The 12598-nt window shown below is 65.5% G+C and carries 12 protein-coding genes; 8 read left to right on the top strand and 4 right to left on the bottom strand.

The window, feature by feature from the left end; translation table 11 throughout:
* From ACMG4O_RS11740 to ACMG4O_RS11725, 4 genes are read right to left on the bottom strand one after another with little or no spacing between them, the layout of a single operon-like run.
* Positions 1-783 (bottom strand): enoyl-CoA hydratase/isomerase family protein, encoded by a 783-nt coding sequence (locus ACMG4O_RS11740; protein ID WP_142948828.1) that lies wholly within the window; start codon positions 781-783, stop codon positions 1-3.
* An 11-nt stretch (positions 784-794) separates the two neighbouring features.
* Complete coding sequence (locus ACMG4O_RS11735; protein WP_414433831.1) at positions 795-2405, bottom strand: carboxyl transferase domain-containing protein; 1611 nt, start codon at positions 2403-2405, stop codon at positions 795-797.
* 3 nt (positions 2406-2408) lie between these two features.
* Positions 2409-3572, bottom strand: a complete 1164-nt coding sequence (locus ACMG4O_RS11730) for an isovaleryl-CoA dehydrogenase (protein ID WP_142948826.1) — start codon at positions 3570-3572, stop codon at positions 2409-2411.
* Positions 3565-3960: a MerR family transcriptional regulator gene (locus ACMG4O_RS11725; RefSeq protein ID WP_142948825.1), complete on the bottom strand. Its 396-nt coding sequence runs from the start codon at positions 3958-3960 to the stop codon at positions 3565-3567. Before ACMG4O_RS11725 ends, ACMG4O_RS11730 begins: the two co-directional genes overlap by 8 nt.
* A gap of 186 nt (positions 3961-4146) precedes the next feature.
* Between ACMG4O_RS11725 and ACMG4O_RS11720 the strand changes: the two genes are divergently transcribed.
* The 8 genes from ACMG4O_RS11720 (at position 4147) to ACMG4O_RS11685 (ending at position 12584) form a co-directional block, all read left to right on the top strand.
* Positions 4147-6276 carry a response regulator gene (locus tag ACMG4O_RS11720; protein WP_255442442.1) on the top strand — a complete coding sequence of 710 codons (2130 nt, stop codon included), beginning with the start codon at positions 4147-4149 and terminating at the stop codon, positions 6274-6276.
* 19 nt (positions 6277-6295) lie between these two features.
* Complete coding sequence (locus tag ACMG4O_RS11715; protein WP_142948824.1) at positions 6296-6991, top strand: NAD(P)H-binding protein; 696 nt, start codon at positions 6296-6298, stop codon at positions 6989-6991.
* 16 nt (positions 6992-7007) lie between these two features.
* The gene (gene rraA, locus ACMG4O_RS11710) at positions 7008-7490 is read left to right on the top strand and encodes a ribonuclease E activity regulator RraA (RefSeq protein ID WP_142948823.1); all 483 of its coding nucleotides are present in this window, start codon (positions 7008-7010) and stop codon (positions 7488-7490) included.
* Positions 7491-7635: 145 nt separating this feature from the next.
* Complete coding sequence (locus ACMG4O_RS11705; RefSeq protein ID WP_414433830.1) at positions 7636-9183, top strand: glucan biosynthesis protein G; 1548 nt, start codon at positions 7636-7638, stop codon at positions 9181-9183.
* Complete coding sequence (locus ACMG4O_RS11700; RefSeq protein ID WP_228548183.1) at positions 9183-9437, top strand: hypothetical protein; 255 nt, start codon at positions 9183-9185, stop codon at positions 9435-9437. Before ACMG4O_RS11705 ends, ACMG4O_RS11700 begins: the two co-directional genes overlap by 1 nt.
* Positions 9434-11539 carry a glucans biosynthesis glucosyltransferase MdoH gene (mdoH, locus tag ACMG4O_RS11695; RefSeq protein ID WP_414433829.1) on the top strand — a complete coding sequence of 702 codons (2106 nt, stop codon included), beginning with the start codon at positions 9434-9436 and terminating at the stop codon, positions 11537-11539. The genes ACMG4O_RS11700 and mdoH overlap by 4 nt, the downstream gene beginning before the upstream one ends.
* 38 nt (positions 11540-11577) lie before the next feature.
* Positions 11578-12000 (top strand): CBS domain-containing protein, encoded by a 423-nt coding sequence (locus ACMG4O_RS11690; protein ID WP_142948820.1) that lies wholly within the window; start codon positions 11578-11580, stop codon positions 11998-12000.
* A 17-nt stretch (positions 12001-12017) separates the two neighbouring features.
* Positions 12018-12584, top strand: coding sequence for a DUF805 domain-containing protein (locus ACMG4O_RS11685; RefSeq protein WP_335628925.1), 567 nt, complete (start codon positions 12018-12020; stop codon positions 12582-12584).
* Positions 12585-12598 lie beyond the last annotated feature (14 nt).

Below are 12598 nucleotides of genomic sequence, written 5' to 3'. Positions count from 1 at the left end.
TCAGTTCCGGTTCGGTTTCCAGTTCGGCGGGCGTTTTTCCAGGAAGGCGCCCAGGCCCTCCTGGCCTTCCGCGCCGGTGCGCAGCTCGGCGATCAGGTTGGCGGTGTACTCGATCAACCCGTGGCTGACGTCGCTGTCGTCGGCGCGGTGCACCAGCTCGCGGGCGCGCCGTTGCGCTTCGGGGGCGCCGTCGAGCAGGGCGGTCACCAGTTTGTCCACGGTGGCGTCCAGCTCCGCCGCCGGCACCACTTCGTGGACCAGGCCGAGCCGGCCGGCGCGGGGGGCGTCGATCACTTCGGCGGTCATGACGTAGCGGCGCGCCTGGCGGGCGCCCAGGGCGCGCACCACATAGGGCGCGATCACCGCCGGCAGAATGCCCAGCTTCACTTCGCTGAGGCAGAAGCGGGCGTCGTCGGCGGCCACCGCGATGTCCGCCGCGCAGATCAACCCCAGGGCCCCGCCGTAGGCGGCGCCCTGGACCCGGGCGATGACCGGTTTGCCGGCCCGGTCGATGGTGTCCATCAGGGTGGCCAGGCGCAGGGCGTCGGCGCGGTTTTCCTGCTCGTCGAGGGCGCCCATGGCGCGCATCCAGTTGAGGTCGGCGCCGGCCGAGAAATGCTTGCCGGCGGCGTCCAGCACGATCACCCGGCCATCGTCGCCACCGGCCTGCTGGAAGGCGTCGATCAGCGTTTCGATGATGGTGTTGTCGAAGGCGTTGCGTTTGTCCGGGTTGTTCAGGGTGATGTGGGTGACCGGGCCCCGGCGGGTGGTTTGCACACTCATGGTTGTCTCCCTCACATGCGGAACACGCCGTAGCGCGTCTCTTCGATGGGTGCATTGAGGCTGGCGGAAATGGCCAGGCCGAGAACTTCGCGGGTGTCCGCCGGGTCGATGACGCCGTCATCCCACAGACGCGCGCTGGCGTACCAGGGCTGCGCCATGGTTTCGTACTGGGCGGTCATGTCGTCCTGAAAACGCTGGGCGTCCTGGTCGCTCCAGTGTTCGCCTTTCTTTTTCAGCGACGCGGCTTTTACCTGGGTGAGCACGCTGGCGGCCTGTTCGCCGCCCATCACCGAGATGCGCGCGTTGGGCCACATGAACATAAAGCGCGGGTCGTAGGCGCGCCCGCACATGCCGTAGTTGCCGGCGCCGAAGCTGCCGCCGGTGATCACGGTGAACTTGGGCACGCTGGCGCAGGCCACCGCGTTGACCATCTTGGCGCCGTGCTTGGCGATGCCTTCCGCTTCGTATTTCTTGCCCACCATGAAGCCGGTGATGTTCTGCAGGAACAGCAGCGGAATCTTGCGCTGGTTGCACAGCTCCACGAAGTGAGCGCCCTTGAGCGCGGACTCGGAATAGAGCACGCCGTCGTTGGCGAGAATGCCCACCGGAAAGCCGTGGATGCGGGCGAAGCCGGTGACCAGGGTAGTGCCGTAGTTGGCCTTGAATTCGTCCAGGTCGGAATCGTCGACGATGCGCGCGATCAGTTCCCGGGCCGGCATCGGCGAGCGGGTGGTGGGCGGAATCAGGCCGTACAGTTCGTCCGGCTCATAGGCCGGCGGCCGGGCCGGGCGCACCTCCAGCTGTTCCGGCTTGTGCCAGTTGAGCCGGTCGATGCAGCGGCGCGCCAGGTCCAGCGCATGGGGTTCGTCGTCGGCCAGATGGTCGGCGACGCCGGACTGCTCGCCGTGCAGGGCGGCGCCGCCCAGCTCCTCGGCACTGACCACTTCGCCGGTGGCGGCTTTCACCAGCGGCGGGCCGGCCAGAAACACGGTGGAGTGGTTGCGCACCATGATCACTTCGTCGGCCATGGCCGGCACATAGGCGCCGCCGGCGGTGCAGGAGCCCAGCACCACGCTGATCTGCGGAATACCGCGCGCCGACATATTGGCCATGTTGAAAAAGATACGCCCAAAGTGATCGCGGTCCGGGAACACTTCGTCCTGACGCGGCAGGTTGGCGCCGCCGGAGTCCACCAGGTAGACGCAGGGCAGACGGTTCTCGGCGGCCACCGCCTGGCAGCGAAGATGTTTTTTTACAGTCAGCGGGTAGTAGCTGCCGCCTTTCACCGTGGGATCATTGGCGACGATCATGCACTCCACGCCGGCCACCCGGCCGATGCCGCCGACACAGCCGGCGGCGGGCACGTCCTCACCGGGGTAGACGCCGTCGGCGGCCAGCGCCGACAGCTCCAGGAAAGGGGAGCCCGGGTCGAGCAGGTGCTGGATGCGCTCGCGCACCGGCAGCTTGCCCTTGTCGCGCAGGCGCGCTTCGGCGGCCTCGCCGCCGCCATGGGCGATGCGGTCGAGTTTTTCCTTCAGGGTGTCACGCAGCGCCAGATTGTGTTCGCGGTACTGGCCGTATTCCGGCGCGCTTTTGTTGAGCTGGCTGATGATTTTGGGCATGGCTCAGGCGGTCTCGTTGAACAGTTCGCGGCCGATCAGCATGCGGCGGATCTCGCTGGTGCCCGCGCCGATCTCGTAGAGCTTGGCGTCGCGCAGCAGGCGGCCGGTGGGGTATTCGTTGATGTAGCCGTTGCCGCCCAGGCACTGGATCGCGTCCAGGGCCATTTGCGTGGCGTTCTCGGCGCAGTAGAGGATGGCGCCGGCGGCGTCCTTGCGGCTGCTGTGGCCGGCGTCGCAGTTGCGCGCCACCTGGTAGAGGTAGGCGCGGCTGGCGTTGAGGGTCACGTACATATCGGCGAGCTTGCCCTGCATCAGCTGGAATTCGCCGATCGCCTGGCCGAACTGCTTGCGCTCATGGACGTAGGGCAGCACCACATCCAGGCAGGCCTGCATGATGCCGGTGGCGCCGCCGGACAGCACGGTGCGCTCATAGTCCAGGCCGCTCATCAAAACGCGCACGCCCTGGTTGAGTTCGCCGAGAATGTTTTCCTCCGGCACTTCGCAGTTTTCGAACACCAGCTCGCAGGTGTTGGAGCCGCGCATGCCCAGCTTGTCCAGCTTCTGGGCGCGGGAGAAACCGGGGAAGTCGCGCTCGACAATAAAGGCGGTGATGCCGCGCGGGCCGGCGTCCGGTTCGGTCTTGGCGTAGATCACATAGGTGTGGGCGTCGGGGCCGTTGGTGATCCACATCTTGTTGCCGTTGAGCAGATAGCGGTCGCCTTTCTTTTCCGCGCGCAGGCCCATGCTGACCACGTCGGAACCGGCGCCGGGCTCGCTCATGGCGAGCGCGCCGATGTGCTCGCCGCTGACCAGCTTGGGCAGGTACTTCTGGCGCTGGGCGTCGTTGCCGTTGAGATAAATCTGGTTCACGCACAGGTTGGAGTGGGCGCCGTAGGACAGGCCGATGGACGCGGAGGCCCGGGAGATTTCCTCCATCACCAGGGTGTGGGCCAGGTAGCCCAGGCCGGCGCCGCCGTATTCCTCGCCCACGGTGACACCCAGCACGCCCAGATCGCCGAGCTTCTTCCACAGCTCGTTGGGGAACAGGTTGTCCTGGTCCACGCGCGCGGCGATCGGTGCGATCTCCTTGCGGGCGAAGGCGCGGGCGCTGTCCTGCAGCGCGGTGAGGGTGTCGTCGAACTGAAAATCCAGGCCGCCGTTAAACATCGCTTTCCTCCAATTCCTTCAGCGCCTGCCTGGCGCGTTCCTCGGCCGCGTCCAGATCCTGTTGCATGATCTGGATGTCGACCAGTTGCTGTTGTAGCTGGGTACGTTTCTCTTCGATTTTTTCAAGCAGGGCACCGAGCTGCTGGCGGTTGTCGCCGGTGGGCTGGTAGAGGCGGATCAGATCGCCGGATTCCGCCAGCGAGAAGCCCAGGCGTTTACCGCGCAGGATCAGCTTCAGGGCGACCCGATCCGCCGGCGAATAAATGCGCGTCTGGCCGCGCCGGCGGGGCGTGAGCAGGCCCTGGTCTTCGTAAAAACGGATGGTGCGCGTGGTCACGTCGAATTCCCGTGCCAGCTCGCCGATGCCGTAGCTTTGCTTGAGTGTCATGGCGGAAAAGATTAGGGGAAGTTTACGTTAACGTAAAGTGGCCTGTCCGGTTGGACGGTGTTACCTTTAGCGCCTTCTTCGTCCGAGGATGGTGGACGGGTGATTTACCGAAAAGATCGCAAGGTTCTGAAACGAGTCGACTACGGGGCCGCCAAGAACTCTCTGATGGGGGTGTTGGCGGCCCTTGTGGTTTATGCGTTGGTGACCGCCTGGGGCGGTGTGTACCGGGCTTACGAGCTGGAGACGCTGATCGCCGGCGGCGCCGTGGTGCTGGTGACCGCCTACCGGCTGTGGCTGGTGGCGCGCTTTGACGCCCTCTACGGCGCCGGGCCGGCGCGTTGGCGCCGGCTGTTCGCGCTCGGCCTGATTCTGCACGCCCTGGTCTGGGGGGTATTGCCCGCCTGGCTGGTGTGGCGGGTCGGCACCGGCTTCAACGTCTTCGTGGTGATCCTCTATAACGTCGGTGTGACCACCGCGCTGGGCAGCTCCTGGATGGCCGGCCTGCGGGTGCGGCAGGTGTATATCCTGCTGATGTTCCTGCCGCTGATCGCCTCGCTGTTCCTGGCCGCCGGGCTGCAGGAGTGGCTGCTGGGCCTGCTGGTCACCTCCTACACCTTCTATCTGTTCCGTCTTTACCGGGGCCAGTACGAGCTGTTCTGGCACGCGGTCACCCGCGAGCGCCGTGGTTCCCCCGAGCGGCGCCGGGACCTGCCGGCCAACACCGACATCCAGCTCAGCCTGGTATACCGGCTCGCCCATGAATTGCGCACGCCGATGAATTCGGTGATGGGCATGATGTCGCTGCTGGAGGACACCCGGCTCAGTGATGAGCAGCAGGAATACCTGCAGGTGGCGGGGCAGAGCGGCAAGCTGATGATCAGCCTGATCGACGACGTGCTGGACTACTCCCGGATTCTCACCGGGCGCATCACCCTGAGCCCGGACTATTTCGACCTGCGCGGCGCCCTGGAGCAGACCCTGGAAGCCTTCGGCCCCATGGCCCAGTCCAAGAATCTGGAGCTGTCGGCGGTGGTGGACCGCATGCTGCCGAAACGGGTGCGCGGCGACCGGGACCGTCTGCTGCAGGTGCTCACCAATCTGCTCAGCAACGCGATCAAATTCAGCGAGCGCGGCGAAATACGCCTGGACGTGGATTTCACCACCGAAGGGGAAAGCGACGGCGTGCTGCGGGTGCGGGTCAGTGACCAGGGCCAGGGCATGGACACCGAGACCCTCAAGCATCTGTTCGAGGATCAGTTCCTGGCCGGTGCCCAGGACGCCTTCAGCACCCGGCACGCGGGCTTCGGGCTGCTGGTCTGCAAGGGTTTGATCGAGGCCATGGGCGGTATGATCGGCGCCGAAAGCAATCCCGGCGAAGGCTCCACCTTCTGGTTCACGGTGCGCCTGGGCATGCAGGCGAACATGAGCGAGAGCACCAAGCTGGCCGGCGCCGTGGGCCAGGTGCAGGGCCTGGCGGTGGGCACCAGCAGCGGCTCCCTGGCCTGTCTGCAGGAGGAGTTCGAAGCACTGGGCAGCTACTGCCAGGGCGCCCGGGATTACGACCAGGCGTTGCAGGCGGTGCGCGCCGGTCACCGCGAGCACAGCGAGTTTGAGTTGCTGCTGGTGGACACCCACGGGCGCCGGGAATCGGCGCTGAACCTGTGCCGCACCGTGCTGGAAGACCCCGGGCTGCGGCCGGTGAAACTGATGCTGATCTGCGCCATCGAAGAGCGCGGCGAGCCGGCGGTGCAGCGGCTGGTGGACAAGCACGGGCTGGTGGTGCTGGTGCGCCCGGTTCATCGCACCGGGTTGCGCGTGGCACTGGGCAAGTTGCTGGGCGTGCCGCGCCAGATGCCGGTGCCGGACCTGCCCACCGAAACCCCGGAAGAGCGCGAGCGCCGCAGGCTTTACCGGCTGTTGCTGGTGGAAGACAACGAGGTCAACCAGCTGGTCACCCGTGGCATGCTCGGCAAGCTCGGTTACCAGGTTAAGACGGTCAATAACGCGGAAACCGCTCTCGCGCTGTTGGAGCAGGAAAGCTTCGATCTGATCCTGATGGACTGCATGATGCCGGAGCTGGACGGCTTCACCGCCACCCGCACCCTGCGCGAAAGAGAGCAGGCCGCGGAGCGCACCCGCACCCCGGTGATCGCGATCACCGCCAACACCGCCGAGGGCGTTCAGGCCAAGTGTCTGGCCGCCGGCATGGATGACTTTCTCGCCAAACCCGTGCATCTTCAAGAGCTGGAAACCGTGCTGCGGCGCTGGTTGCTCCACGACGTGGATACCGACGGGGAAGGTAACGACGACGAATGACAACAACGAGGGAACTGCCATGAGCCGACGGGCCCTGCTGTTGGGCGCCACCGGTCTGGTTGGCGGGCACTGTTTGCGCCTGCTGCTGGATTGCGACGCCTACCAGGAAGTACGGGTGCTGACGCGCCGGCCGCTGGGGATCGACCATCCGAAACTGATCGAGAAGGTGGTGGAGCCGGCGCAATTCGACAAGGAAACCGAATATTTTCAGGTCGACGACGTGTTCTGCGCGCTCGGCACCACCCTGAAGCAGGCCGGCTCCAAGGAAGCGTTCCGCGCGGTGGACCTGGATCTGATCACCGCGGTGGGCCGCGCGGCGCGCGACGCCGGCGTGCAGCGCTTTATGATGGTGTCGGCGGTCAATGCCAATGCCCATTCGCCGTTTTTCTATGCGCGCACCAAGGGGCAGGCGGAACGCGAACTGAAAGCACTGAAGCTGCCGTTGCTGGCGCTGTTCCAGCCGTCTCTGCTGCTCGGCGAGCGGGAGCGGCCGCGTCCGGTGGAAGCGTTCGGGATTCGTTTTTCGAAAATCATCGACCCGATCACCCGCTGGACCGACGCGCACTGGCTGCCGGTGAGCGGCGAGCGGGTCGCCGAGGCGCTGGTGGGCATGGCGCTGGAAGGCCCGGCCACCGGGGTCTACCGGGTGCGCTTCCGCGATTTCGTGGTGTACGCCGGCAAGTTTCGTGAAAAATACCCACGGGCTGTGTCTTAACGTAGAAGGAGTAAAGATGAGTTTCGTCACCTGTGATTTGTGCGACGACAACGCGGACCTGGTGTCCGTGGTCACCGGCCTTAACTGGTTCAGCTACGGGGGCCGCGGCGCCTTCGGCGGTGAAATCGTCACGGTGAAATGCTTTGAGGACAATTCCCGCGTCAAGGAACACCTGGGCACCGACGGTAAAGGCAAGGTGCTGGTGGTGGACGGCGGCGGCAGCCTGCGCAACGCCCTGATCGGCGACATGATCGCCGAGAACGCGGTGAAGAACGGCTGGGAAGGCGTGATCATCCACGGCGCCTGCCGCGATGTGGATGAACTGGCCAAGCTGGATATCGGCGTGCTGTCCCTGGGCTGCGTGCCGATCAAATCGGTGCGCCGGGACGAGGGCCAGCTGAACATCGACATCACCTTCGGCGGGGTGACGTTCCGCCCGGGCGAGTTCGTCTACGCCGACAACAACGGTGTGATCACCGCCCCCAAGGCCCTGATTTAAAGGGGCGCGGGCGGGTTTTGCGAAAATTTATAGTTTATTGACGTTTATCCCCGTCCGCCCGGTTGTCACACGGTTAACATCTGTCTGATGATAGCGGCGTCGAGCCGGTCCAGGCTCGGCGACATCAGGCAGCGGAGTTGTATACATGGAGCGTTTTCGTTGGTGGCCGATGCTGATGCTGTGGCTGGCCCTGGCGGCCTTGCCGCTTCCGGCGTCGGGGTTCTCTTTTGAGGATGTGATCGACAAGGCCAGGGCGCTGGCCGATGAATCCTACCAGGCACCGACGCCCATTCCCGCCTTTCTCCGTGAGCTCACCTACGAGCAGTACCAGGGCATCCGCTTCAAGCCGGAAAACAGCCTTTGGATCAAAAGCGACGCCCGCTTCCAGGTGATGCTGATGTCGCCGGGCCTGTACTTCAAGCATCCGGTGGTGCTCCACGAAGTGGATGCCGAGGGTGTCCGCCCGATCACCTACAACAAAACCGACTACAGCTACACCAACGAAGAGCTGGCCAAGCGTATCCCCGCGGATCTCGGCCACGGCGGCTTCAAGCTCACCTATCCGTTGCAGGGCCCGGACAGCCGCAACCAGTTTCTGGTGTTCGCCGGCGCCAGCTACTTCCGCGCCGTCGGCCGTGACAACAGCTTCGGCTTATCCGCCCGGGGCGTGGCGGTGAACACCGGGCTGCCCTCCGGCGAGCAGTTTCCCTCGTTCACGGAATTCTGGCTGGTGCGCCCGGACGCCAAGTCGGAAACCATGACCGTGTATGCCTTGCTGGACGGCCGCAGCCTCACCGGCGCCTACCGGTTCGACGTGCGCACCGGCGATAACACCGTGATGGACGTGCAGTCCCGTCTGTTCATTCGCAGCGACATCGAGAAACTGGGCATCGCGCCGCTCACCAGCATGTTTTTCTACGGCGGCAACACCGCCCGTCCGCGCGGCGAGTGGCGGCCCCGGGTGCACGATTCCGGCGGCCTGCTGGTTCATAACGGGGTCAGCGGCGAGTGGCTGTGGCGGCCGCTGCTGAATCCGAAAAGCCTGAAACTGGACTATTTCCAGACCGAATCGGTGCAGGGCTTCGGCTTGATGCAGCGGCAGACCAACTTCGAGGATTTCCAGGATTACGGCGCCAACTATCATCGCCGCCCGAGTGCCTGGGTGAAGCCCAAGGGCGACTGGGGCAAGGGCAGGGTGGTGCTGGTGCAACTGCCCACCAACAACGAAACCAACGATAACATCGTGGCGTTCTGGACCCCGGACGAGCCGGTCCGCGAAGGCCAGTCGCTGTCGTTCGATTATTCCCTCAAGGTGGGCGGGCCGTCGGTGAGCGGCGGCGACCGGGCGCGCGCCGAGAGAACCTTCGTCGGCGACGGCAACCGGGTCGGCGGCGGCACCGTGGAGGGCGCCTACCGGGTGATCGTGGATTTCGCCGGCGGGCCGCTGAAGGATCTGTCCGCCGACGCGCCGGTGACCAGCGCCGTGACCGCCGGCGGCGACGCCGAAGTGATCGAGCATTTCGTCGAATTCCTCAGCCCGGTGAATCGCTGGCGGCTGTCGATTCTGGCGAAGCCGGCGGAGGGCCAGCCGCTGGCGTTGCGCGCCTTCCTCAAGAACGAGGAGGAGGCGGTTTCCGAAACCTGGTCCTATGACATCCCCGCCGACAACGACATTCTGGGCGAGGCCCGCTGATGCCGTATCACGAGGTGGAAGAGACACTGGCGCGGGCGCTCACCTATCTGCGCCTGTCCGGAATCAGGGTGACGCCGGAGGTGGCGCGGCGCGCGCTGCGGCTGGTGGACAGCGCCCTGGAAGAGGGGGAGCAGCGGCTGCTGGCCCGGGTGATGGAGCGGCTGCCGGACACCTTTCCCTTGCCGGAAGAGGCGCTGCCCCCGCAAACACCACCGCTGCACCACGCCAGCGTTCATTACGCGGATTCCCTATGAGCGGGGCCGGCGAGGCGGAATCGGTGCCCGACCTCACCGGCCGCTGGAAGGCGGTGGCGGTGATGCGCCGCACGGTGCTTACCCTGCTGGTGGTCAGCCAGACCCTGGCCGGTGTTTACGGCATGCTGTCGGTGCTGCCTTACCACGGCGGGGATCTGCTGGAACAAAGTATTCTGCTGTTGTTCGCGCTGCTGTTCGCCTGGATCTCGGTGGGCTTCTGGACCGCCATGCTGGGCTTCTACATGCGCCGCCGGGGCGGTGATCCGCAATCGCTGGCGCGCCGGCATGACGCCGCCACCCTGGCCGCCACGCCCCTGGCCCGCACCGCGCTGGTGCTGCCGATCTACAACGAGCCGGTGGACCGCACCCTGGCCGGCCTGCGCGCCACGGTGGAATCCCTGCGCGCCAGCGGTCAGCTGGATCATTTCGATTTTTATATTCTTTCCGACAGCCGTGACGCGGACGTGTGGCTGGCGGAACGGGCCGGCTGGTACGCGCTGTGCCGGGAGCTGGGCCTGGAAGGCCGTTTGTTCTACCGGCACCGGCCGGTGAACCTGAACTTCAAAAGCGGCAACGTGGCCGATTTTCTGCGCCGCTGGGGCGCCGACTACCGCTACATGGTGGTGCTGGACGCGGACAGCGTGATGGGGGGCGACACCCTGGTGCGCATGGTGCGGCACATGGAGTTGGCGCCGCGCATCGGCATTCTGCAAAGCAGCCCCTCATTGATCAACGCCCGGTCCGCGTTCGCCCGTTTTCAGCAGTTCGCCAACCGCATCTACGGGCCCCTGTTCAGCACCGGCCTGGCCGCGCTGCAACTGGGTGAAGCGGCCTACTGGGGCCATAACGCCATTATCCGCACCGAGCCGTTCATGGCGCACTGCGGCCTGCGCCGCTTGTCCGGGTTCGGCCTGTTCAAAGGCTCGATCATGAGCCATGACTTCGTCGAGGCCGCCTATATGGGCCGCGCCGGTTACCAGGTGTGGATGGAGCCGGAGTTGCACGAGAGCTACGAAGAGTCGCCACCCACCCTGGTGGACGAGCTCACCCGTGACCGGCGCTGGACCAAGGGCAACATGCAGCACATCTGGCTGTTGTTCTTCGGCCGCCGCATCCGCTTCGCGCACCGCATGGCGTTTATCAACGGTATCCTTTCCTATCTGGCGTCGCCGGTGTGGTTCGTGTTTCTGGTGCTCACCAGCATCGAGGCCACGCGGTTGACGCTGTGGCCGATCGATTACTTCCCGGATCCGCAGAACAGCATGTTCCCGGTGTGGCCGGAATGGCACCCGCACTGGGCGGTGGCGATGATCCTGAGTACCTTTTTCCTGCTGTTTTTTCCGAAATTCCTGGCGGTGGCGGATGTGCTGCTCAGCGGTGGCCGGCGTCAGTTCGGCGGCTTCTGGAAGCTGCTGCTGTCGGTGTTTCTGGAGCTGTTCGTGTCCATGCTGCTGGCGCCGATCCGCATGTTGGCGCACAGCCGCTATGTGCTGGAGGCGCTGTTCAACGTGTCGTTGCACTGGGGCGGCCAGAACCGCACCGATGAAACCGGCTGGCTCCAGGCGCTGATCAGCCAGGCACCGGGCACGCTGCTGGCCGCGGGCTGGGCGGCGCTGGCCCTGTGGCTGGATCCGATGTTCTTTTACTGGTCGCTGCCGGTGGCCTTGCCGCTGATCCTGGCGGCGCCCACTTCGGTCCTGCTGAGCCGGGTGGCGATCGGCCGGTGGCTGCGCGAGCGCGGTCTGCTGCTGACGCCGGAAGAGCAGCGCCTGATCCCGCTGGTGAGCACGGTGGCCGAGCCGGCGCCGCTCAACCCCACGCCGCTAAGCGCCTTCGAGGTGGCGGTGATCGATCCGCGCCTCAACCGTCTGCACCGGGCCCAGGCGCGCCACCGCCGGACCGTGGAGCCGGATACCCTGCGCCAGTGGGCGCAACGCTGCCTGGAGCAGGGGCCGGCCACGCTTAACCGCTTCCAGCTCAACGCGCTGGCCCGCGACGCGGACAGCCTCGCCTGGCTGCACCGCCAGGCCTGGCGCGCCACGCCGGACGGCTATTGGGGGCGCCGCATCGGCCAACTCGGGGTGGCCGTGCGCGAGGCCTGACGGTAGGCTTTATTAAAACGCTTCCAGGGAACGAAGCCATGTTGAATACATTACAGGTAAGGGATTACATGATCCGCGACCCTTTCTTGCTCTCCCCCTCCATGTCGGTCACCGACGCCATTGCCGTGTTGCTGGCCCAGGGTCTGGCCGGCGCGCCGGTGGTGGAACAGGGCCGGCTGGTGGGCATGTTCTCCGAATCCGACGGGTTGAAGGGCGCTCTGGACGCGGGCTATCACCAGACCGGCATCGGTCTGGTGGCCGACTATATGAGCCGTGAAGTGAACCGCCTCGACTGTCACGCCACGGTTCAGGAAGCGGCGGAGATGTTTCTTCGTAACCACCGCCGTTGCCTGCCGGTGGTGGACGGCCAGCGGCTGGTGGGGCAGCTGAGCCGCTGCGACATTCTGCGCGCCGTCTCCGCCCGGGCGGAGAGCGCGCCGCTGGAACACACAAGCAACTAAAACCAGGGGGGAACACCATGAACCAGCCTTATGCCGCGCCGGGGTCGGATCTGGAGACCGGATCAGAACGCCGTTATCAGCCTCGCTTATTCCAGGTAAAGGGCCGTCTCGGCAGAGTGCGCTACTTCGTCTATGCCCTCACCATTACCCTGATCGTTTACCTGGTATTCGCCGCCGTGGCGGCGGTCGCCGCGATCGCCGGGCCGCCCGCTTCGGAGCCCGGCGGCGTGATGTTCTCGGTGATGATGCTGGTGCTCGCGGTGGGTGGTGTGTTCGCGGCCGTGATGAGCATTATTTACGGCGTGCGCCGGCTGAATGATATGAACGTGAGCGGCTGGCTGATCCTGCTGATGTTCGTACCGCTGGCCAACGTCGTCATGGCACTGGCGATGCTGTTCGTTCCCGGCAGCGACGGCGATAACCGGTACGGCCCCGCGCCGACCCCCAACGGCGGTGGTTTGATCGCCGCTCTGGTGATCATGCTGCTGGTGATGGTGGGGTGGATCGGCATGATCAGCGCCGTGGCGCTGCCCGCGTATCAGGATTACGTGGAGCGCGCGCAAATGCACCAGATGCAGCGCTAAAAAAAGGGCCTCCG

The sequence above is a fragment of the Alloalcanivorax venustensis genome, from assembly GCF_047495515.1.
GTDB lineage: Bacteria > Pseudomonadota > Gammaproteobacteria > Pseudomonadales > Alcanivoracaceae > Alloalcanivorax > Alloalcanivorax venustensis.
This window is presented reverse-complemented; position numbering and strand designations above follow the sequence as displayed.